The following is a 22,515-nucleotide window of genomic DNA, read 5'->3' as shown; positions in this document are numbered from 1 at the left end:
TCTATGCATGGTGAATAGTTACAACCATCTGATTCATAAATCATAAAATTTATTTTGTTGTGAATTTTATAACCATTCTTGCCATTGCCATTGGTTTGTGTATGGATACGGTTTCCGTTTCTATTGCTGCCGGCTGCAACAAACATCATTTCAAGCCGAGAGTAATACTTCGCTATGCGTTGATACTTGCTCTTTTTCAGGCCGGAATGCCAATCATTGGCTGGTTTTTGGGCGAACGTGTAGCTCATCTTATTTCCGAGTTTGATCACTGGATAGCTTTTGCCCTTTTGGCACTTGTGGGCGGCAAAATGGCTTACGATGGTATTTGCGGACATCCGGAAAAGATGAAACTCAAAATATCTTCATATAAAGTCGTCGTAACGTTGGCTATTGCTACCAGTATCGATGCTTTTGCTGTCGGATTTACCATTTCGACCTTAGGCCAAAGTATTTGGTATCCAACAACTATTATTGGTATTTGTACCTTTTTATTCGCTCTTGCCGGTATTTGGCTTGGCAGAAAAATGGGTCATAAATTTCAAAAATCGGCCGAAATCATCGGAGGTTTTTTGTTGATTGCTATTGGAGCCAAAATTGTTATTGAACATCTTTGTTCGTAATCGAACTAAGAATCAAAGTGTGAATTTTTAATAGTAAAAAAATGAAGACAAATATAGATAAAGCGCTTGTATCGTTCCGCCATCTGTTAGAGATAATGGATGAACTGCGCGAAAAATGCCCCTGGGATAAAGAACAAACGTTTGAGAGCCTGCGTACGCTCACTATTGAGGAAACGTATGAACTGGCCGATGCAATAGCGAAAGAGAGCCTTGTGTCGATTAAAAAGGAGCTGGGTGACATTCTCCTTCATATTGTGTTTTACGCTAAAATTGGAAGCGAAACAGGTGATTTTACGATCGATCAGGTGATTGATGCTTTGTCGGAAAAACTGATTTATCGTCACCCGCATATTTTTGCGGATAACACGGCAAATACGCCGCAGGAGGTAAAAGATCAGTGGGAAAAGTTAAAGCTGAAAGAAAAAGGGGGCAACAAAACTGTCTTGAGTGGCGTGCCTTCTGCTTTGCCGGCTATGATTAAAGCTCATCGTATGCAGGATAAGGCTCGTGGGGTTGGTTTTGACTGGGAACAAAAGGAACAGGTGTGGAACAAGGTAGCCGAAGAACTGGAAGAGCTTAAAGTGGAGGTGTCTAAGGGTGACGCTGAAAACACAGAAGCTGAATTCGGTGATTTTTTGTTCAGTATTATCAACGCGGCTCGGCTTTACAACATAAATCCCGAAAATGCGCTTGAAAAAACTAATGCGAAATTTATGCGACGGTTTAATTACCTCGAAGAGCAAACGATTAAGAAGGGTATTGAGCTAAAGCGTTTAAGTCTCGATGAAATGAATCAAATCTGGGATGAAGCAAAAGCGAAAGGGTTATAATGCTCTTTTGCTTTTTATTTTTAAGATGATAAAGGGAGCAAATATCCTTGCTGGCTTTCCTCCATGTTGAAGTCCACGATTCATAGCATACAATAGCGCTTTTTTGACGTATCCTTGTTGGTTGATGGCATAAAAGCCATTGCTGAAGCTGACATCGAAACCGGAGTTGCTAATGATTGCTTTGTATGTATTTAAAGGTAAAATCCTCTCTATCCAGCTGCCTGAATTGGGGTCGCAGGTATTATGCGAAGTCGGTTCTTGAGGTAAATGCCCGTTTGATAGATATTCGTTTACGATTTTTGTAATGTCATCATAGGTTTTACCGCGCGATAAAACGGAAAGCATCATGCTCTCCTCTTCGTTGAGTTCCGGATATTGCTTGCTAATATGCTCTTCTCTCATCGGTAGAAAGAAATTCCTTTCGATTTCATCCATCATCTTGAATAGACGTTTCTTATAACGAAAATTGCAGGGATTTGCTCTGGTTGTAAAGCACATTTCCATCTTCGGATTGATGTCGTGTAATACGGAAAAGAAAACGCTGAGATCATAAATATGCTCGATGACATCGACTGAAATCAAATAATCAGGCACTATGTTTTGGGCCTTGCAATATGCAGTAAGCTCTCTCTCTGAACCTTCAATTATAACGTCAGGAACGATTTGTAATGCTGATCCGATTTTTTTGACTGTGGATATTGCAAGTGGATTGTTGTCGCAGTAAATAACGTTAAATCCCAATATTTTCAGAAAGCAACTCAGGAATCCGTGTCCTCCTCCAAAATCAACGATTGTATATTTGTGTCGGGTTGTTGTTAATAGATTGATGCAGCGTTTGTAAATGCGGAAATGATAATGTATTTGTGGTAGTATCTCCTCGATATATTGCAGGTTGTATTCGTTGATGCCAAGGCTTTTGAAGTCTAGATGCAAAAGTCGGTGAATACAATCGTTTTCAATATCTTCAATCAATTGTTTGGTCATAAATACAACAGTAAAGGCCCTTCTTTTTTATGAGAAGAGCCTTTTATTTTTTTAATTGTAAGAGAATACTTATTTCTTGGCGTTTTTATGATTCTCTTTAATGAAAAGATCCAGTGCGGTAGTCATTGATGGCGCATCAGGTCTGGGGACTTCTAAATCCAGTCGTAAACCGGCATCGCGTACGGCGCTTGCGGTTGTTGTTCCAAAACATCCGATCTGAATCTCTCCCTGTTCAAATTCGGGAAAATTCTTTAGTAAAGAGGCAATACCCTGCGGGCTAAAGAAAATCAACATGTCGTAGTTGAACTCTTCTTCCGGCGTAAAGTCATTGCTTACAGTTCGGTACATAATTCCAACATCATGTTTTACCTGAGATTTGTCAAGTAAATGCAGGATTTCTTCATTATGAACGTCGGATAAAACAACAAGGAAATTTTCACTCTGATGTTTTGATATAACAGTGAATAAATCAGGTAATTTTCCTGTTGCACCAAAGAACACCTTGCGCTTACGATACTGAATGTATTTTTGTAAATACAGAGCTACAGACTCTGAAATACAAAAGTATTTCATCGTTTCGGGCATAGTTATTCTCATTTCTTCGCAAATGCGGAAGAAATTATCAATCCCAGTTTTGGCAGTAAACATAACTGCTGAATGTTCAAGAATTGATACCTTTTGCTGACGAAATTCTTTCGCAGGAACCGGTTCAACCTTGATAAAGGGACGGAAATCTATTTTCACTCCATATTTTTCAACAATATCGAAATAGGGTGATTTTTCTGATGTCGGCCGTGGTTGTGAAACCAGAATTTTTTTAATCTTCAAAGCTCAAATACTTTATTTACAGGCTAATATTAAATAATTGTATTGCCCGAATAGCTACCAAAATTGGCAGTATTTCGAGAGTGCAAAGATACAAAATTATATAGAAGATTGAATAATAGTCAAGCCAAAAAATTTGTATAATCTTATAAAGGATTAATAAAGTGGCTATGATACATGCTATTATACTCATAATTTGTAGCCAGGGAATAAAGCTTAGTGCTACTAATGTTTGAAAAGCAACCATGGGTAGCAGGAATACACCAAGCCCGAAGATGGTAGTGAAATAAGCTTTTACAAAAGGTGCGGTTTGTCTTTTGTCAAAAAAAATGAAAGATAAGAATGAAAAGAGGATGTATTTGATCCAAAGTAACAACATAATTCCAACACTAATACCGATTAACAGTATTAAGGCCATCAGATTATTGGCACCAGGGACCAGGCCGGCAATGAAACTATATGCGTAAACCGAAAGGCCAATTACTCCCAAAGCCCTGATTAACATTCTGAACCGTAGTTCGGGAGCTGTAATTTCAGGTTCGAATATGCTGGACCGTTCCCGTTGTTTCTTGAAAATTGAATTAAAGCTTCCTCTTAATACTGCTCTGGAACGAAATAATAAATAGGAATAAATCAAAGTGATGAAAAGCAGCAATCCACTCGAAGTGTCGTAAGAGAAAAGTCCCTGAGGGGCAACTTTCCCTTCAAAACCCGAAACTTTCAGAATTTTACTTGGAGTGGTTTGCGTTCTCAGGTATATGTTGGTGCCATGTTTACCCCAAAGTGTATCAATGGGGGTTATTTTGACCAAAGAAGTGTCGTTGTTGTTTGTATGTATGTTAGTGTCTGCCACCAAAAAAATTCTTTAATATGTATCTGTTCAGACTGCGGCGAAACTTCTGGCATCGTCCGGCCATTCAACTGCATTTTTAATTGCAGGAATCACTTCTTCGGGGGTATTTACTACCTTCCAGATTTGTCGATGCTCGTCGCGCAGAAAATTTTCCGATGCTGCAACATGAAGGAGTTCAATGAAATGGTGGAAATAGTTGTTGGTGTTGAGTATCACGACTGGTTTTGCAAATAAGCCCAGCTGTTTCCACGTAATGATTTCAAAAAGCTCATCGAAAGTGCCGATTCCTCCGGGGAGGGCTACTGCGGCATCCGCCATTTCGGCCATCATGGCTTTGCGTTGATGCATTGTGTCAACCACTTTTAAGTCGGTCAGACCCTTATGTTGCCAGCCTTCATCGCACATAAATCCGGGAATAATGCCAGTGGCTTTGCCTCCCTGTTGCAGCAGGCTGTCGGCGATTGTACCCATTAATCCGCTTTTTCCTCCACCAAAAACCAGATGCATGTCGGCTTCGGCAAAGAGTTCGCCCATTCGTTCGGCAGCCTTGTAGTAAACCGGGTTCAGTTTACTACTCGAAGAGCAATATACACAAACTTTCTTAATCATTATTCCAATCCGTATTCGTTGATTTTTCTATAAAGTGTGCGTTCTGAAATTCCTAATTCCTGCGCCGCAAATTTGCGTTTGCCCTTATGACGCTCCAGAGCTTTCCGAATCATGTCCTTTTCGACCTCTTCCAGAGATAAGGTTTCCTCGACGTATTCTTCCGTATCTTCAATGTGATCGTGCTTGCCATTTGCTTTCATAAAAGCAGACGGCTGATGTTGCGGTGTCACTATCGTTGTTTCTGTTTGCTTTACAAATTGAGTCCTTGCAAGCTGCATTTCTTCAATTTTAGCCGCAGTGGCGACATCAATGTTTCCGCCTTTAATGATGATGTCATGTACAAGCTGTTTCAGGTCATTCATGTCTTTGCGCATGTCGAAAAGCACCTGATAGAGAATTTCGCGTTCGTTGTTAAATGAACGTTGTTCGTCTTGGTGGATTCCTCCAAAAACAGATGGCAAAGTCTCCATTTCGTTGTCCGGAAGATAGGTGCGGAGAACAGATCCTGTTAATTCTCTGTTTTGCTCAATGACGGAAATTTGTTCGGCTATGTTTTTCAACTGACGAATGTTGCCTCTCCAGTAGTAGTTGCTCAGTATCTGCTGGGCATCTTCAGTTAATTTTACCGGAGGCATTCTGTATTTGTCTGCAAAGTCAAGAGCGAATTTTCTGAACAACAATACAATATCTTCTTTTCTTTCGCGTAACGGCGGAATGAAAATGGGTACCGTATTCAAACGATAATATAAGTCTTCCCGGAACTTGCCTTGCCGAGTCGCTTCAATCATGTTCAGATTGGTCGCGGCCACAACTCGTACATTGGTTTTCTGAACTTTAGATGAACCGACTTTGATAAATTCGCCGGCTTCCAGTACGCGTAACAGCCTGACCTGGGTGGAGTGTGGCAATTCACCGACTTCATCGAGGAAAATAGTTCCTCCGTCAGCTACTTCAAAATAACCTTTTCTTTCACCCAAAGCACCCGTGAACGATCCTTTTTCGTGGCCAAACAATTCAGAATCAATCGTGCCTTCAGGAATAGCTCCGCAGTTGACCGCAATGTACGGGCCATGCTTACGGTGACTGAACTGGTGTATGATTTGAGGGAATGTCTCTTTGCCCACGCCGCTTTCACCGGTAATCAGCACAGAAAGATCTGTTGCAGATACCTGCACGGCTATATCGATGGCGCGATTCAGAAGAGGAGAATTTCCGATCATCCCGAACCGTTGTTTTACCGATTGTAATTCTGATGGTTGCATAAAACAAATTGATCAACGAACTAAACAATACTTTTCATAAACAACCTGTCCATATTGTCAGGAAAAGACTGACAAAATTACATCTTTTTCGTGATAGTTGAATATGAAAAAAGGATAAAAGAAACGGGGCAGTTTTCTTTACGAAAAAAGCCCCGCTTATTTGAAATAGAGTAGTAATACTTACAATCCGCTAAAGTCGACAGCATCGAACAACAGCGACGGTAATTGCCATGAAGAAGATTTCAAGGCGTCGTTGCCAATTTCGGCAAGGTTACTCCACATGCTAAGCATATTGCCCGTGATGTTCATTTCAGAAACGGGTTGTTTCAGTTCTCCGTTTTCAACGAGGAACCCTTCAATACCGTACGAAAAATTACCGGTTGAGCTGTTGCAATTGCCTCCGTTAAATCCGGTAACAAAAATACCCTTGGTCATTTTGCTAATTAATTCCTGCTGGCTGTAACTTCCATTGTCGAAGTACAGGAGAGAAGGCGAACCCGTTGTCGGTGCCACATTCAGTTTGTTGGCAATGTAAGAATCGATATAATAGGTCTTCAAAACGCCATTCTCAAATACATTGCGTTTTTTTGTGGCTATACCTTCCCGATCGAAACATTTTGCACCAAGTGCTTTGGGTATCAACGGATTGTCAATTAGCGTCATTTTTTCGGACACCACTTTTTGTCCGATTTTATCGAGTAAAAAGGAGTTTTTTTGTTGAATGGAAGAGCCGTTAATAGCCGAAATAATTGGGGAGATAATGGTTCTGACAGCCGTGTTTTCGACCAACATCTGGAATTTTCCCGACTGTATCTTTTTCTGTCCTATTTTTCGAAGAGCACGTTCAAGTGCTTTTTTGCCGACACCTTGTTTTTGCAAATCTGCCCATGTCAGTGTCTCGTCGTACCAATACGATTCGGGACGGGCGTCACCATCGGCTTTTACGGAGGCGCTTACAGAAACGCCGAAAGATGAAGTAGAACTTTCTCCTTCAAAACCATTGCTTGCTACAATGTAGGCAAAGCTTTCGTTGTCTCCATAGCCTGATGATACGGAGATGAGGCGCGAATCCTGACCGTAAATTTCAGCAGCCGCAGCTTTTGCTAGTTTGAGTTTCTCGTCAGCAGAAATTGATCCGAAATTCTGATCGTACAAGGCCAGAGAAGTTTCGCTTCCTGAGAAATAGAGAGAAGGGTCGGGGAGTTTACGTGCCGGATCTTCCGCAAGAAATCTTACCGATGTAATGCCGTCGGAGATGAATTTTTCGAGCTCCCGACGTTCCATCCTGTTGGTGGATATCGAACCATAACGGCCGTCAACAAACAGGTATATCACCATTTGATTCTCAGTGGCCTGTTGTAGTTTGTCCAGTTGAGTGTCGCGAACTTCGAAGGAGGTTTCCGAACCTGAATATATGCCGACACGGCACTGTTGGCATCCTTTTTTTAATGCGTATTGCATAGCCCAACGTGCCAGTTCTTTTTGTTCTTTCGTTATCATAAATCCAATAAATGATTATTTGGAGAAAGAGTTATTGGTACAAGAATAACAAGTAAATGGATCACCAGTTAATCTTAAATCTTCGATTTTATATATACGTTCAACGTTGAAGGTGTTGCTTAATCTCCTCCAACCGTTAATTTGGAAACTAATACGGATGGCATTCCACAGGTGACAGGACAGCTTTGTCCGTCTTTGCCACAGGTCCATGTGCCGTTGTCCATTTTGTAATTGTTGGCTACCATTGTGATGTCAGCCAGCGCTTTGGGTCCATTGCCGATAATATTAATATCTTTTATCGGGTGCGATAGCTTCCCGTTTTCAATCAAACGTCCCGACTTCACAAAGAAAGTAAAGTCGCCGGCTCCAATCTGAACCTGTCCGTTCGTGAAATTGTCGACATAAATCCCGTTTTTTACGGATGCTATCAGATCTTCTTCATGGGCAGAACCATTTTCCATGTATGTTGCACGCATACGGGGTATAGGGGTGAAGCGAAACGATTGGCGGCGTCCATTGCCGGTCGGAGCCACACCATAGTGTTTTGCGCTTATCCGGTCGTGGAGGTAGCTATTTAGAATCCCGTCTTTGATAATATATGTTTTCTGACCCAGTACACCTTCATCGTCCATGTTTACAGCACCGCGGTTGAACGGAATAGTTCCGTCGTCCAGTACAGAAATAGAAGAGTCGCATACTTTCTTTCCCAGTTTGTCGGAGAAAATGGAAGTGTTTTTGCGGTTAAAATCAGCCTCAAAAGCATGTCCGATAGCTTCATGCAATAAAATTCCAGATCCACCGGCTCCCATTACTACCGGCATTTCGCCACCTTTGGGTTTTATAGCTTCAAACATCAGGGCGGTCTGTTTTACAGTCTCCTGCGAGATGGTTTCAACAAGATCGTCGGTAAGAAATTCCGCACCCATTCTGAAAGAACGGGCAGAACGTCCATTCTCAATTTGTCCGTTTTGTTCCATAATGCAAGTCGCGCCTAATGTTCCCATCGGGCGATAGTCGTGCATCATCACGCCATCGGAATTGAAAAATAATATATAAGAAGTGGTGTCGGTTTGCGAAACAATAACTCTCGATACTCTTTTGTCAAGACTGAAAATACGATCGTTGATTTTTTCCAGGAATGGTTTTTTGAGTTTTACTCCGGTCTCTTCCCACGATGAAATAACGCTATAATAATTCTTTTTCAACGTGTATTCCTTAATAACACTCGCCTTGACACCAGCCATTCCGTTGGCAATTTTAGCAGCAGTTCGTGCAGCTTTAATCATGTCGAGTAACGTTACGTTTTCGGTATAAGCATATCCGGTTTGATCTCCTTTTATCACACGGATTCCAACTCCAAAGTCGATGTTGGAAGAGGTTGAATTTACTTTACCATCGCGTAGTACAAGCATGTTGTCGAGGGTGTGTTCAAAGAAAATGTCAGCATAATCACCGCCATTTTCCAAAGCAATTGCCATTATTTTCCGCAAGTCGCTTTCGGTTACTTTAAAATGATCAAGCACCCATTGTAGCGTAAGTGCTTTTGGAGAAAACGATTCCAGAATGGCTGCACCCGGAATCAGGGCTGCACCAGCCAACATTCCTCCGGTCTTTAAAAATTCTCTTCTACTACAGCTCATATTTACGTATGTGTATGATTTTAACTAAGATAATTCGTTGCAGGCTGCAACTAAAAAACTATGCAATATTAGTCATAAATTCTGATAAACAATCAATTAATCAGATGTTTTTAAGGCAAAAGCAACGAACTGTCACCATAACTCAGGAAACGGAATTCGTTGTCAAATGCATAGTTGTAGATTTTCTTCCAGTCTGCCCCTACGAAAGCTGAGATTAAAAGAAGTAACGTACTTTTGGGTTGATGGAAATTGGTAATCATTCCACTTATCAAACGGAATTTATACCCCGGGGCTATGATGATCTGTGTAGCAGCATTCAACTTTTGGAGCTTGTGCGCATTCATGTAATCAATCAGAGCAGATAAAGCTTCTTCTGTCGATGGGTACAATGCGGTACTGTTATAGGGTTCCCATTGTTTTACCTGAAATTGAAAAGTGTCAGGCGACAAAATCAGTTGTCTTCCCAGGAAGTAAAGGCTTTCGAGTGTACGGACAGAAGTGGTGCCAACGGCGACAATAGATCCCAGATTGCGAAGAAGCTCCTCAAGAGTGTCTTTCGTTACCGAAATCATCTCAGAATGCATGGTGTGGTCGCCAATCGATTTTGATTTGACAGGCTGGAATGTGCCGGCGCCTACATGGAGGGTTACTTCGGTGGAGCGAATCGCATGTTTTTCGAGGTCTTCCAAAACAGCGTCCGTAAAATGGAGTCCTGCTGTGGGTGCCGCTACCGATCCTTCTATCTTGGCATATACTGTTTGATATGTTTCTTTATCTGATTCTTCTGTTTCTCTATTGAGATATGGAGGGATAGGTAACTCGCCAACATCTTCAAGAATATCGGCAAATGTAAGAGACGGTGAATCCCACGAAAACTTTACGGTATGTGACAAACCGCTCGAGTCGATGCGTTCTGCTGTTAATGTCACAGAGGTTCCATCAACTTCAAACCGGCGGGTCAGAGCACCTTCTTTCCATTTTTTCAGGTTGCCTATCATACACGTCCATTCGCATTGTTCCCTTTGCTGAAAGGCTACCGCGTAATCGGAAGGCGAATGAGGCTCGAGGCAAAACACCTCTATCCGGGCTCCGGTCTCTTTAAAAAACAACACACGGGCTTGTACAACCCGCGTGTTATTCCGCACTAAAAGTGTTTTTTCAGGCAAATAATCAACGAGGTTTCTAAACCGTGATTCTGATATATTGCCTTTATTGTATATCAATAATTTTGATGCGTCTCTTTCTGCTAAAGGGAATTTTGCTATTCGTTCGTCTGGTAGCAGATAGTTATACTCATCAATATCAATTTGCTGTGGACGTCTGGTCATCAATCCGTTTATTTCTTGATCTGTAATTTTTGTATAGCGGCTTTCTTGAGCTCATCGTACGATATGAGGCCTACGGTTTCCGACTTTTGATTTTTCGTGTTTATAAACAGCAACGTAGGCATGGCCTGTATATTCATTTTCTCTGCCAGTGCGCGGTCTTTGTCAACGTCTACCCGGTAAATGATCAGTTTGCCGGCATATTCCTTCTGTAGTCGGTCTATAGAAGGCGATAGTTCTTTGCAGGGTCTGCACCAGGTGGCAAAGAAGTCAATAATGACAGGTAAACGTGACTGCAACTTTACTGCAGGGCTTTTGGTGTAATCCCATACAAGCTTTCGGAACTCGCTTTCGGAAATTTGTTTTATGACCGGAGTTTGTGCAGCTACAGCCGGAGCAATCAAAAAGCACAATGCAATTGTTGTAAAGATAAGTTTCCGCATACAAATGGAAGAAAATTCTGTAATTAACAGTTTGTTATTTATGCTTCACGATTAGCTGTTGAGCAACATTGGCATCAAAAGCATCAATACGTTTTCGTTTTCTCCCTGATCGAAAGGAAGGAACAGGCCTGCGCGGGAAGGTTCTGATAATTCGATTGTTACCTCGGTAGCTGAAAGGTTGTTCAGAATGTCAATGAGGAAAGAAGATTTGAATCCGATTTCAATTTTATCACCTTCAAACTGACATGCAATGGTTTCTTCTGCTGAAATGGAAAAATCGATATCCTGTGCAGAGATATTAATCTGGTTGCTGGCAATGTGTAATTTTACCAAACTTGTTCCCTGATTGGAGAATACAGAAACACGTTTTACTGCATTAAGCAAAGTAGTGCGATCTGCAATTACCCTGATTGGGTTATTTACAGGAATTACACCTGCGTAGTTCGGGTAGCGACCTTCAATTTGACGAGCAAATAATGTATAATTCTGCAACTTAAAGCAAATATTCTTTTCGTCAAAGCTCACAACAACATCACCTGTCTCTTTGGGGAGAATGTTTTTCAACAAACCGGCTGCTTTCTTTGCAAGGATAAAAGAGAAGTTAGCTGAACCTTCCGGAGATTCTGTCTGGAACCGAACCAGCTTGTGAGCGTCTGTTGCCACAATGGTGGTGTGTTCTGCTGTAACATCGAAGAAAATTCCGTTCATTACGGGACGCAGCTCATCGTCGGCGGTAGCAAAGAAAGTGGTTTGAATACCATTGCTTAGCACCGAAGCATCGATTGAGAAAGTATTCGTGCTTTCAGACAGAGAAGGAATACGAGGATATTCATCTCCTTTTTGGCCAATGAAGTTGTATGTTCCGTTGTCAGATGAAATTACAAGAGCCAGGTTCTCATCGTCAATATCGAAAGTAAGGGGTTGTTCTGAGAACTCGCGTAAAGTATCCAGCAGCAACTTGGCTGTGATCGCTACACTTCCTTCACCATCAACGTCAACAACTTCCATTGATGTGATCATGGTTGTTTCCAGATCTGAAGCTGTTAGTGTCAGGGTGGTGCCTTCTAATTTAAATAGAAAGTTATCGAGGATAGCCAACGTGTTTTTGCTGTTGATCACGCGGCTGATAGCCTGTAAATGGCTTAAGAGGGCTGTGCTTGAGGCTACAAATTTCATACTGTAATAATTTTTTCGTTTAAGGGAGTATGGAACTTTATGTTACAGGATTCTCATCTTCCTGGATGTTCCTGCGAAACATATTCGTTTCATTTGAATATAAGTTAAGTTTTAGACAAGTAGAATACAGAGGTTAACCCATTGTGGTAAAACAGTTGCTATTCTGAATTACAGGTATTGCTCCGGCTTATAGTTTTTATTTTTATATCAGATTACAAAAACACCCCATTTACGGGGAGTTAGGATTGCGTTGTAAAAATAACAAGTATATTTTTTTGCAACAGACAAAGTTAAGATTTCAATTCAATACCTCCAAATGATTTTTTCAACAAATATTTTGAGTGAAAATGGTAGAATGAGTTTCAATTATGAAATCTCAAACGCAAGATCTTTAAAGCAAAAAAGCAGTAGCCAAACGACTACTGCTATGGGAAAGGTATTGCCTTTGTCTTTTACAATTCCGATTCTTTCAACCGTTCTGCGTTTTCTGCCACAATTAGTTTGTCGATGATGGGTTGCAATTCGCCATCCATAATGGTGGGCAGGTTGTAGAGCGTCAGGTCAATGCGATGATCCGTAACGCGGCTTTGCGGGTAGTTGTATGTCCGTATTTTAGCCGAACGGTCACCGGTAGAAACCATTGTTTTACGTTTGGAGGCAATCTCATCAAGGTATTTTTGGTACTCCATGTTGTAGATACGGCTACGGAGTTCCACCATGGCTTTGGCTTTGTTTTTTAGCTGTGATTTTTCGTCCTGGCACTGAACGGTGATGCCTGTCGGTAAGTGCACCAGGCGGATAGCGGAGTAGGTGGTGTTTACCGACTGTCCTCCGTGCCCTGAGGCGCAGAAAATATCGACACGGATATCCGACTCTTTCACCTCTACATCAAATTCTTCTGCTTCCGGAAGTACGGCAACAGTCGCAGCCGAGGTGTGTACACGACCCTGGGTTTCGGTTGCCGGTACGCGCTGAACGCGGTGAACACCCGATTCATATTTCAGGGTGCCATAGACATTTTCGCCGGATACTTCCATCACAATTTCTTTGTAACCTCCGGATGTTCCTTCGCTAAAACTGGTAACCTGTGTTTTCCAACCTTTAGTCTCGCAATATTTGGAGTACATGCGCCACAGGTCACCGGCAAAAATAGATGCCTCGTCGCCGCCTGTACCTGCACGTATTTCGAGAATGGCATTTTTGCTGTCCTGCGGATCGTTTGGAACCAGCATCAGCTTGATCTCTTCCTCCATTTGCGGCAGGCGACTTTGAATATCATCAATTTCGGCCTTGGCCATTTCCCTCATTTCTGGATCCGATTCGGTATCTAGCAGCGTTTTAGCCTCATTTAGGTGGTCAAGTGCAAGTTTGTATTCGTTACGGGCAGCCACAATCTTCTCCAGATCGTGATACTCTTTGTTGAGTTTTACGAACCGTTTCATGTCGGCTATTACTGCCGGGTCGGTAATAAGTGTGGAAACTTCTTCGAAACGACCGGATAATCCTTCCAGTCGGGATAGTAATGTATTGTGGTCCATGTCTGTTATTTTTCGGACGGCAAAGTTACGATTTTTAACTGTATTTGCCTACTGTCAGGAGAGGCCTCGCCCGGCAAGTTTAAACCAATTCCATCCGATAACGACAAGAACAATAAAAAATACATAAGGAGTGAACCATTTCTTCTCTTTTTTGCCGATTCGAGTCATTCCAAATGCGGCCATTGCCAGAAGGAAAGGCATGGCAGGCAGGTGAAATCGTTCGGAAACGGCAAAATTACTCTTTGCAATGGCCAACAGGTAGGCTACGAAAAACGAAATAAGGAAGAGGTGTTCCCTCCATTCTTTACGTCGAATAAGAATAATCATCGCCACAATGACGAAGAAACTGAAAATGTTTTTCACGAAATATCCCCCGGAAAACATCATCTGGTTTTGTTGTTCTTCGTTTGCCTCCGTAAAAGTGGGAAAAGGAATGGCGACAATCATTGGTGCGAATACAGCCATCGAACCATAGCGTGCAAAAGAGTTGCCTCCTTCTTGCACGGAGCGGTATTGCATGCCGGTAGCCTGATTCGATCCGCTGTATTTGTATAGTATTTCTATCTCCTGAATAATCCGTCCGGAAAGTAAGGCGCCGATGCAAAAGAATACCCATAAAGCGATGATAATTCTTTTGCCCCATTTTTTCATGTTGCGTCCTTTCGAGAATACGAACGCAGTAAAGAGTGCAAACAAGGCGATAACTCCTAAAACGGTTCTGAAGAAAAAGAGTACCAGCGCACCCAGAATTGTGAGTGCGATATTTTGCCAGGTAAGTTTAGTGGATCTTAGCAGGTTGTCAGCATTGTAGGCGTAAGAGACAACCAGGAAAATCATGAATGTTTCCTTCAGGTGAATACCAACGTAAAAGAAAAAGTTCGGAAGAAGCATACACATGATGCCCGTCAAACGGCCTGCTGCTTCGCCAAAATTACGGGTTGTAAATTTGTAAAGCAAGACTGCTGTATACGCACCTAAAACAGCATTAATTAAGCGTGGCATTAGTATCGAATCTCCGAAAAACAGATGTACGATAGCTAACCATACAGGATAGCCGGTGTCAGAAGCATCCAGCTTGGGGTAATTGGCAATGCCACTCCAGTTTCCGGTTTTGATAAAATCTGCAAATTCTCCCGAAATAGACTGGTAAAAATGAGAGTCGGCAGCAGCAAATTCAAAAGGCTCACCGTTGAGCCAAGTGTATAAAAAATAGGCTACAAAAACCCATGAAACTCTTAAAATCAGTGTCGTTATAAAGAGTTTTTTTGCAAAACGTTTTTCAGAATAACGAATCCATTGCCGGGAGAGTGACTGTGTGAAGTAAAAGAAACAGACCGCTTCAATGGTGGCCGATACCATCCACTGCACAGGCAGCATCTTGTGAAAGAAGAGGAGGTTGCAGACTGCTATTGCAATAAAAAAAGCCGCAATTGCCTTGTTGCTGTAATACTTGGATAGATAAAAATTTGTTTCCTGTATCATAAGCGTTTACACAAAGCAATTGCGGTTTAAGATCGGTAATTAGACGGAAGCCTGTAGCATTACTGCTTTTTTTGCACACTCCACCCGAATTTTCCTATCTCTTCACCGAGTTTGTAATAATGTCCATGAGAATATGCTATCAGATTGGCCGCTTTCATATCGAACTGACCTGTTTCGGAAATGATGAAACGTTCGTCGGCTTGTACGGATACCACATCAGCAATAAACATGTCATGCGAACCAAGCGCCAGCACCTCTTTAACACGACATTCAATGTTGAGTGGCGATTCTTTGATGATAGGAGCGTTAACAGCCGAAGCGGTACCTGCGGTAAGCTTCATTTCTTCGAATTTGTTGAAATCCTTTCCCGATCGCACTCCGCACCAGTCGGTCGCAAAAGCCATGTCTTCGGTAGTCAGATTCAGAACAAATTCGCCCGTCCTCTTAATGATAGGGTAGGAATGACGTTCGGGACGTACGGAGATGTAACACATTGGAGGATTGGTGCAAATTGTGCCCAACCAGCTGATAGTTATGATATTGTGCTCTTCTACAGTTTCTCCGCAACTTACCATGATGGCCGGTAAGGGGTAGATCATGGTTCCGGGCTTCCAGAGGGTTTTTGAGTGCTCTTCCATATGTTTTTACAGAATTTTTACCTCGTCGCCGCTCATTACTCTTTCGCAGTATTCACAACGGAGAGTCAGTGTGTGGTTATCTTCCACATGAAAACGAGTCATCATCGGCTCATGGTTGGTGATGCAATTAGGATTGACACATTTTACGATGTCCTCAAGAACAGACGGTAGCTTTAAGGTCTTTTTTTCAACTACCACATAATCACGAATGACGTTCAGTTTGGCATTCGGGGCAATCAGTGCAATTTTATTAATGTCTTTGTCGGAAAAGAACTTGTCAGACACCTTTATGATGCCTTTTGTTCCCAATTCCTGACTTTCAAGATTATTACCAACCGTAATCTGATTTGATAATTCCTCTATGTGCAGGATCGATGCAACCTTGAATAGTTTGTCGGAGGGAATACGGTCGATCACTGTGCCGTCTTTGATGGCGGCAACAATTTTCACCTGCTTGTTTTCTGTTTTGCTCATTATTTTGTTTATTGAAGAATCATACCGAGTGTGAATGTGATAGAGTGGCGGTTGAGTGAGAACTGTCCACTTTGATAGTTTTCTGAGAGAAGGTCATTCCACGGAGTGATGTGCTTAAACTCATATCCTAAAGCTGCTGTGAAGCATTGTTTGCCAGAGAAAAATTTGTAACCGACACCCAGAGTTGTCCATGATCCCGGAGTAAAAGCTTTCCACCATTGCAGACATACCCCAACTTTAGCAAAGGCAAACGGAGTGTTTTTAGCATCATGCAAATAACCTCTGAAATCAAGGTAGGTCGGTAGCGAGGTGGATTTTGGTCCGCCATATTGCATTAAACCAACGCCAATACCGGCAGAGTACAATGGTGTGAAGTGATAACCAAAGTTCATAAACGCACTGTAAGACATGGGGGTATAATTGTCGTAAGTGGTTTTATTTGCACCCGGGATTAACACCGTTGGGTTATTTGTGTCCAAAAAACCGTATCCAATCCGTATTTCCGGAATGAAATAGAGGTCTTCGTTTTTATTCGGATCACGATCCTGACGGTTTTGGGTTTGAGCCTGAACAGACACTATTGATAAAATAAAAACTGCAAGTAACAGAATTCTGGATTTCATTTTTTATGTTTTTGTTGGGTTAAAAGCTTAATTATTATGTTTACAATAATCCGAGAGAACAGGAAATAACAGCCTGGCGAACGTAAAGTCCGTTCTGAGCCTGATCAAAATAGTATGCTTTTTCGCTGTCGTCCACATCATAGTCAATTTCGGTCACACGGGGTAGCGGGTGGAGAATACGCAAATTGTCGCGGGTGTTCTCGAGCATTTTGCTTTTCAAGGTATAGACGTTCTTCACCTTTTCGTATTCCATCAGGTCGGTAAAGCGTTCCCGTTGTACACGGGTCATATACAAAATGTCGGCTTCGTTGATGTTTTCGTTCAATTCTTTATGTTCGAAATACGGGATGTTTTGTTCGTCGCAAAACTGTTTGTATTCATTCGGCATTTTCAATTCATCGGGAGCAATGAAATGGAAAGTCGGTTTGAAATGGGCCATTGCCATTAGCAGCGAGTGTACCGTACGTCCATATTTCAGGTCACCTACCATGTAAATATTCAGATCGGTGAGGCGTCCCTGCGTTTTGCGGATTGAATACAAATCCAACAAAGTTTGTGTCGGGTGTTGGTTAGAACCGTCACCGGCGTTGATAACCGGAACTTTAGCTACTTCCGAAGCGTAACGTGCCGCTCCTTCGAGCGGATGGCGCATCACAATAAGGTCGGCATAGTTACTCACCATTTTAATGGTGTCTTTCAGTGTCTCTCCTTTTGAAGAGCTGGAAGTAGACGCATCTGAAAATCCGATAATACGTCCGCCCAGGCGGTTTACGGCAGTTTCAAAACTCAGGCGAGTCCGTGTTGAGGGCTCAAAAAAAAGGGTGGCTACCACTTTGCCATCCAAAATGTGTTGGTTGGGATTTTTTTCAAATTCCGCCGCATAGTCCAAAATCCGAAGCATCTCTTCTTTGGAGTAATCGGTAATGGATACTAAACTTTTTTGCATAGATAGGAGTTGTATCGAAATGGCTGGTTGAGTAATGGGTTTGCTTAAAGGGTGTTTGGTGTTTGTCAGACAATTAAGCAAAAAACTCATTAAACTCGTTAGTTGGGCAAATTTACTTCTTTTTTTTAAAAGGCTCTATAAGAGGATGAGAATGTCGCTTTTTTTTGTTTTTTTTGCAGCGGAATAGATATTGCCGGGGGAAACATGCTGGCTCATCTCTGTAACGTTTAATTATTCATTGTTAATGCATCCGATTTTTCTTGTAGGATATATGGGTAGCGGTAAGTCAACTGTCGGAAAAATGCTTTCGGCACGACTGGGCTTACAGCTTGTTGATCTCGATACGTTTATTGAAAGCCGTTTTCATAAAACCATTGCACAGCTTTTTGAAGAGAGGGGAGAAAGCGGATTTCGCGATCTTGAACATGCGATGTTGCAGGAAGTGTGCGGATTTGAAGATACGGTGATAGCAACAGGCGGTGGTGCTGCCTGTTTTCACGATAATATGAAATTGATGAACGAGGCCGGGATGACAATCTATTTACGTGCTCCGGTGGATATTTTGGTTGAGAGACTTAAGCACGGACGTTCTCAGCGTCCCCTGGTAAGCCAAAAAACAGACGCAGAGCTTCATTTGTTCATCGATGAGATGTTGCAAGCCCGCGACCCGTTTTATTCTCAGGCACAAATGATTGTCGATTCTAAAGCGGTGCTCGATTTCAGCTTTGTCGACGATATTGTGACCCGGGTGGAGGAGAGAGCCGGTTAATTTCAAATTCCCAAACAGTCGGCTAAGAAGTCGAATGCTTCAAAAATTTCTTCTTTGGTGGCATGTTGGTTGATGCGAATATCTCCAATGCCGCCCATCAGCGTAAAATTAATCCCCGAACGATCATTCTTTTTGTCGTGAGTCATCAGCTCATACAGTGTGTCGTAGTTTTTGCAACTATATTGCACTATCCCATAGTTCTCTTTCACAAGTTGTACGAGCTGTGAAAGTATGGTTGCCGGGAAGCCCAGCTTTTTCAGAGATAGATAAATTTCGCAAATCATTCCGAATGCCACGGCGTAACCGTGTAGCAGTGGTTGTTCCGATGTATAAGAGAAGCTTTCGAAAGCATGACCGAAAGTGTGTCCCAAATTAAGCGCTTTGCGGATATTCTGTTCTGTAGGATCTTGCGCCACAATGGCTTCTTTTACGGCAATTGAGCGTTGCGTTAGTTCGCCGAGAAGATCGTAGTTGATGTTGTCGAAATCAAAAGAAACGACATCTTTCCACTCTTGTTCCGATTTCAACAAAGCATGTTTCAACATTTCTGCATATCCCGACAGGATGTTTTTAGTATCCAATGTGCGGAAGAATTCGGGATAGAGAATTACGGCATCTGCCGATTGTATTACTCCGACTTCATTCTTGAGCCCGTTGAAGTTGATGCCTGTTTTTCCGCCTACAGCTGCATCAACAGCTCCCAGCAGGCTTGTGGGGACGTTGATGTACTGAATGCCCCGTTTGAACGTAGATGCAGCGAAACCTCCCAAATCGGTAGTCATACCGCCACCTATATTAATTAATAATGATTTGCGGGTAGCTCCGTGAGACGAAAGATATTCCCAAACGATTGACAACGAGTTCAGATTTTTGTTTTCGTCGCCGGCTGGTATTTCAATGATAGGATAAGCCGCCATATTGTTATCTTTCGCCAGCAGGGGGAGGCAAAGACGATAAGTATTTGTGTCTGCCAAAAGAAATACCGAATCAGGAGAAAGACGTTCTATTTGATTGTTTATTTCCTGTGTCAGGTTGCTGGTAATGATAACTGATTTGTCCATGTTGTTGAATTGTATGCGATGTGATGAGAGTAACCGTTTTTTTGCCGTCAGGTGTATAAAAAAAAGACCTGCAAATGTTCTATTTGCAGGTCTTTTTGGTCGGGGTGAGAAGACTCGAACTTCCGACCTCCACGTCCCGAACGTGGCGCGCTAGCCAACTGTGCTACACCCCGATTTTTGCGCTGCAAAGGTACAATTTTTATTGCAAAAAAACCAATGCAATTTTGCACTTAGCGCGTAATTTTTTTTCTTTTTTATTTTGCCGGTTGGGCAGGCTGAGCCGGTTGTTGCTGAGGTTGCGATTGAGGCTTAGCGTTTTCGTTGAAATTCGGGATTTTAGTTTTTGAAGCTTCCTGTTGTTGAGCTGCGCTTGCACCTTCGGTTACATCAGAACCTACCTGCATAGATTGTTTTTCTACATAACCTGTAGCTACTACGCTCAGTACCACGATTGTAATTGCTAACACCCAGGTTGCTTTTTCAAGGAAGTCTGTGGTTTTACGAACACCCATAATTTGGTTGGAAGATGAAAAACCAGATACTAACCCGCCGCCTTTGGAGTTTTGAACCAATACGACAAGTACCATCAAAATGGCTGCCAAAACAATCAAAATAGTTGCTAAAATGTACATATAGCTATGATTTATTAATAGTTGCGATAATTTTTTCTAAATACCGAATTTGGTCTGCAAAGTAAACACTTTTTTCTGGAATATTCAAATGTAAAACACGTAATATTTTAAGTGCTTTTTCAAAATTCTTGGCTCTTATCAGGCGAATTGCCTCATCTTCCGTGAAAATAAGTTCTTCCTCTACCAGTTCGATGGGTTCTTCTGTGATTTCCGGAGCAGGCGTTGTCGTTCGAATGGTTGTTGCAGTGGCCGCTTTTTGTTGCCGCGCTTCTTTTAATTTTTGTGCAAGGCTCTTTAATGACTGAGACTTATCTTCCGGTTCATTTACTTCTTGCAAGCTGAAATAATCACCGGGCAAATCATTGTAAGGCGATTTAGACAGGCTGCCAGATTGATTTTGCGTTTCAGTAACAGGATAAAGCAGAAAGTAAAGCTTTCGACGGTCAGGGCAATAGGCTGCTGTTTTTCGGGTTTCCGATTCAAAAAGAACATCGTTGGTATTGCGAAGCCCTTTTAGCAGTAGCATTCTGGAAACGGCAAAATAGGGAAACTCTTCGCAAAGTTTCCTGAGTTCTGCCACCTGCTCCTGATTGAGAGTGTGTGGCTCGTGCATCCATTGAGAAAGCTGTTCAATTGTCATAACGAACGTTTGATTACCATCTTGCCACTGTTTGGTTGTATATCTTTTCGGTAATTTCTTTTACCATCTCATCTGCAAGCGCTTCCTGAACAGCAGTCAGCATCTTGGAACTGTCGAATGTCTGAGAGGCCGAGAGCGTGGTCTCTAAATCATCTTTCGGATTCTTGGTATTGGTATATTTGAACCTTACCGTCATTGTAAGCTGCGTTTGTGCAGCCAAAGCATTTGCCTGTATTGATAATGGAGTCAGCCTGTAATCCGTAATTTCACCCTCTATTTGCATGTCTCCATTGCGTTTAACCTGCTGTAATTTTGTTCTGCGGTTAAAGAAATCTTTGAGCGCGGTATTGAGTTTCGATGCCAATTGCGGGTAAACCAACGTCGCGTTGTTTGGAAAGTCGGCAATGGTGATTGTTTTGGTTTTCGTATAATCGATGGATGATCCGTTGAATTTATACGAAATAGAGCACGCATTTACCAGCAGTCCGATGCAGATGACAGCCAGGAAACGGAAGCATCCGCTTTTCGAGCAAATATGTTTGGATGAATAAGGCATATTGTCGCTTTATTTTACAGGCTTAATCTTATAACTGCATTTTACCGTTCCTTTGCTTATTGCTAACAATTTTCCTTTGATTAACTGGCGGCGGATAGGTGAAATGTGATCGATAAACATGTGTCCGTCAATGTGATCGTACTCATGTTGAATAACTCTCGCAGTATAATCTTCGTACGATTCGATATGTTCTGTGAAGTTTTCGTCACAATAACGAATGGTGATTTTATTACTTCTGGGAACATATTCCTGAATTCCGGGAAGACTCAGACAGCCTTCTTCCTCTTTGACTTCTTCTCCGCTGCGTTCAAGAATTTCTGCATTGATAAGTACTTTCTTGAAATCACGAAGTTCTGTTTTTGTTTCTGAAAGCGGAGCTAAATCAATTACGATAAGTCTTATGGAAAGTCCAACCTGAGGTGCAGCAAGACCGATGCCGTCAGAATGATAGAGTGTGTCGAACATATTGTCGATTACTTTCTTTAGATCCGGATAGTTGGCGTCGATTGGTTCTGCTACTTTTCTTAAAACAGGTTGGCCGTAAGTGTAGATAGGATAAATCACTTGAAATTAATGGTTAGCTATTAATAAATCAAAATTGTCTTTTGCTTTCAAGATACGATTGCAAAATGATGGTGGCACTGATTTGATCGACCAACGATTTGTCCTGACGGGCTTTTTTCTTTAGTCCTCCATCGAGCATGGCTTTGTGTGCCAACACGGAAGTGAAACGCTCATCATACATCTCTATTGTCATTGCAGGAAACCGCTTTTTAAATCCATTGACAAACGGAGTTATAAAACGCATCGATTCCGACGGTTGGTTGTTCATTTGCTTGGGTAAGCCTACCACTACCGTGTCTACCTGCTCTTTGGTAAAATAGTCTGTCAAAAACTCAAATATCTGCGCAACAGGTACTGTTGTCAGTCCGTTAGCCGTGATGCGCAGTATATCGGTAACTGCGATTCCGACGCGTTTTTGTCCGTAATCAATGGCGAGTATTCTGCCCATGTTTGTATCTTAAAAACTTCATGCAAAGGTAGTAAAATAGAGTTAGATTGCAACTGTGTGAGAATCGGAATCGTCGG

The 22,515-nt window shown here is 42.1% G+C and carries 25 protein-coding genes and 1 tRNA gene; 3 read left to right on the top strand and 23 right to left on the bottom strand.

Going from position 1 to position 22,515, the window contains the following annotated elements; all coding sequences use genetic code 11:
• The first annotated feature begins 59 nt into the window (after positions 1–59).
• Positions 60–620 (top strand): manganese efflux pump MntP, encoded by a 561-nt coding sequence (locus PJIAN_RS07155; RefSeq protein WP_068703535.1) that lies wholly within the window; start codon positions 60–62, stop codon positions 618–620.
• Between the two features lie 41 nt (positions 621–661).
• Complete coding sequence (gene mazG / locus PJIAN_RS07150; protein WP_068703533.1) at positions 662–1,450, top strand: nucleoside triphosphate pyrophosphohydrolase; 789 nt, start codon at positions 662–664, stop codon at positions 1,448–1,450.
• Here mazG and PJIAN_RS07145 read toward each other — a convergent pair.
• From PJIAN_RS07145 to pyrB, 16 genes are all read right to left on the bottom strand, one after another.
• Positions 1,445–2,434, bottom strand: coding sequence for a class I SAM-dependent methyltransferase (locus PJIAN_RS07145; RefSeq protein WP_068703532.1), 990 nt, complete (start codon positions 2,432–2,434; stop codon positions 1,445–1,447). The genes mazG and PJIAN_RS07145 overlap by 6 nt on opposite strands.
• Before the next feature lie 69 nt (positions 2,435–2,503).
• Positions 2,504–3,262, bottom strand: a complete 759-nt coding sequence (locus PJIAN_RS07140) for a uroporphyrinogen-III synthase (protein WP_068703531.1) — start codon at positions 3,260–3,262, stop codon at positions 2,504–2,506.
• 16 nt (positions 3,263–3,278) lie between these two features.
• Positions 3,279–4,112 (bottom strand): DUF4271 domain-containing protein, encoded by an 834-nt coding sequence (locus PJIAN_RS07135; RefSeq protein ID WP_068703530.1) that lies wholly within the window; start codon positions 4,110–4,112, stop codon positions 3,279–3,281.
• Between the two features lie 27 nt (positions 4,113–4,139).
• Positions 4,140–4,721 (bottom strand): LOG family protein, encoded by a 582-nt coding sequence (locus PJIAN_RS07130; protein ID WP_068703528.1) that lies wholly within the window; start codon positions 4,719–4,721, stop codon positions 4,140–4,142.
• Positions 4,721–5,983, bottom strand: a complete 1,263-nt coding sequence (locus tag PJIAN_RS07125) for a sigma-54-dependent transcriptional regulator (protein WP_068703526.1) — start codon at positions 5,981–5,983, stop codon at positions 4,721–4,723. Before PJIAN_RS07125 ends, PJIAN_RS07130 begins: the two co-directional genes overlap by 1 nt.
• A gap of 180 nt (positions 5,984–6,163) precedes the next feature.
• Positions 6,164–7,483, bottom strand: a complete 1,320-nt coding sequence (locus PJIAN_RS07120) for a TldD/PmbA family protein (protein ID WP_068703524.1) — start codon at positions 7,481–7,483, stop codon at positions 6,164–6,166.
• 119 nt (positions 7,484–7,602) lie between these two features.
• Complete coding sequence (locus PJIAN_RS07115; RefSeq protein ID WP_068703522.1) at positions 7,603–9,123, bottom strand: metallopeptidase TldD-related protein; 1,521 nt, start codon at positions 9,121–9,123, stop codon at positions 7,603–7,605.
• Between the two features lie 110 nt (positions 9,124–9,233).
• Positions 9,234–10,451: an S-adenosylmethionine:tRNA ribosyltransferase-isomerase gene (locus tag PJIAN_RS07110; RefSeq protein ID WP_068703520.1), complete on the bottom strand. Its 1,218-nt coding sequence runs from the start codon at positions 10,449–10,451 to the stop codon at positions 9,234–9,236.
• 8 nt (positions 10,452–10,459) lie between these two features.
• Positions 10,460–10,891, bottom strand: coding sequence for a thioredoxin family protein (locus PJIAN_RS07105; RefSeq protein WP_068703519.1), 432 nt, complete (start codon positions 10,889–10,891; stop codon positions 10,460–10,462).
• Between the two features lie 51 nt (positions 10,892–10,942).
• Positions 10,943–12,067 carry a DNA polymerase III subunit beta gene (gene dnaN / locus PJIAN_RS07100; protein WP_068703518.1) on the bottom strand — a complete coding sequence of 375 codons (1,125 nt, stop codon included), beginning with the start codon at positions 12,065–12,067 and terminating at the stop codon, positions 10,943–10,945.
• A gap of 452 nt (positions 12,068–12,519) precedes the next feature.
• Entirely contained in the window at positions 12,520–13,605 is a 1,086-nt protein-coding gene (gene prfA / locus PJIAN_RS07095; protein WP_068703517.1) for a peptide chain release factor 1, read from the bottom strand.
• Positions 13,606–13,659: 54 nt separating this feature from the next.
• The gene (locus PJIAN_RS07090) at positions 13,660–15,087 is read right to left on the bottom strand and encodes a glycosyltransferase family protein (protein WP_068703515.1); all 1,428 of its coding nucleotides are present in this window, start codon (positions 15,085–15,087) and stop codon (positions 13,660–13,662) included.
• Positions 15,088–15,146: 59 nt separating this feature from the next.
• Positions 15,147–15,725, bottom strand: a complete 579-nt coding sequence (locus PJIAN_RS07085) for a flavin reductase family protein (RefSeq protein WP_068703513.1) — start codon at positions 15,723–15,725, stop codon at positions 15,147–15,149.
• 6 nt (positions 15,726–15,731) lie between these two features.
• Positions 15,732–16,199 carry an aspartate carbamoyltransferase regulatory subunit gene (pyrI, locus tag PJIAN_RS07080; protein WP_068703511.1) on the bottom strand — a complete coding sequence of 156 codons (468 nt, stop codon included), beginning with the start codon at positions 16,197–16,199 and terminating at the stop codon, positions 15,732–15,734.
• A gap of 8 nt (positions 16,200–16,207) precedes the next feature.
• The gene (locus PJIAN_RS07075; protein WP_068703509.1) at positions 16,208–16,822 is read right to left on the bottom strand and encodes a hypothetical protein; all 615 of its coding nucleotides are present in this window, start codon (positions 16,820–16,822) and stop codon (positions 16,208–16,210) included.
• A 40-nt stretch (positions 16,823–16,862) separates the two neighbouring features.
• A complete protein-coding gene (pyrB, locus tag PJIAN_RS07070; RefSeq protein ID WP_068704634.1) occupies positions 16,863–17,768 on the bottom strand; it encodes an aspartate carbamoyltransferase in 906 nt (301 codons plus the stop codon).
• Between the two features lie 244 nt (positions 17,769–18,012).
• Between pyrB and PJIAN_RS07065 the strand changes: the two genes are divergently transcribed.
• Positions 18,013–18,537 (top strand): shikimate kinase, encoded by a 525-nt coding sequence (locus PJIAN_RS07065; protein ID WP_068703507.1) that lies wholly within the window; start codon positions 18,013–18,015, stop codon positions 18,535–18,537.
• Between the two features lie 2 nt (positions 18,538–18,539).
• Here the strand turns inward: PJIAN_RS07065 and aroB are convergent, their stop codons facing one another.
• The 7 genes from aroB to ruvX form a co-directional block, all read right to left on the bottom strand.
• Positions 18,540–19,598: a 3-dehydroquinate synthase gene (gene aroB, locus PJIAN_RS07060; RefSeq protein WP_068703505.1), complete on the bottom strand. Its 1,059-nt coding sequence runs from the start codon at positions 19,596–19,598 to the stop codon at positions 18,540–18,542.
• A 96-nt stretch (positions 19,599–19,694) separates the two neighbouring features.
• Positions 19,695–19,771, bottom strand: a tRNA-Pro gene (locus PJIAN_RS07055).
• Between the two features lie 81 nt (positions 19,772–19,852).
• Positions 19,853–20,230, bottom strand: coding sequence for a preprotein translocase subunit SecG (gene secG, locus PJIAN_RS07050; RefSeq protein ID WP_068703503.1), 378 nt, complete (start codon positions 20,228–20,230; stop codon positions 19,853–19,855).
• A 4-nt stretch (positions 20,231–20,234) separates the two neighbouring features.
• The gene (locus PJIAN_RS07045; RefSeq protein ID WP_153802512.1) at positions 20,235–20,870 is read right to left on the bottom strand and encodes a DUF8458 domain-containing protein; all 636 of its coding nucleotides are present in this window, start codon (positions 20,868–20,870) and stop codon (positions 20,235–20,237) included.
• Positions 20,871–20,883: 13 nt separating this feature from the next.
• Positions 20,884–21,426 carry an LptE family protein gene (locus tag PJIAN_RS07040; RefSeq protein WP_068703499.1) on the bottom strand — a complete coding sequence of 181 codons (543 nt, stop codon included), beginning with the start codon at positions 21,424–21,426 and terminating at the stop codon, positions 20,884–20,886.
• A gap of 9 nt (positions 21,427–21,435) precedes the next feature.
• Positions 21,436–21,990, bottom strand: coding sequence for a peptide deformylase (gene def / locus PJIAN_RS07035; RefSeq protein ID WP_068703497.1), 555 nt, complete (start codon positions 21,988–21,990; stop codon positions 21,436–21,438).
• A gap of 28 nt (positions 21,991–22,018) precedes the next feature.
• Entirely contained in the window at positions 22,019–22,438 is a 420-nt protein-coding gene (gene ruvX / locus PJIAN_RS07030; protein ID WP_068703495.1) for a Holliday junction resolvase RuvX, read from the bottom strand.
• Between the last annotated feature and the right edge of the window lie 77 nt (positions 22,439–22,515).

The organism is Paludibacter jiangxiensis, from assembly GCF_001618385.1.
Lineage (GTDB): Bacteria > Bacteroidota > Bacteroidia > Bacteroidales > Paludibacteraceae > Microbacter > Microbacter jiangxiensis.
This window is presented reverse-complemented; position numbering and strand designations above follow the sequence as displayed.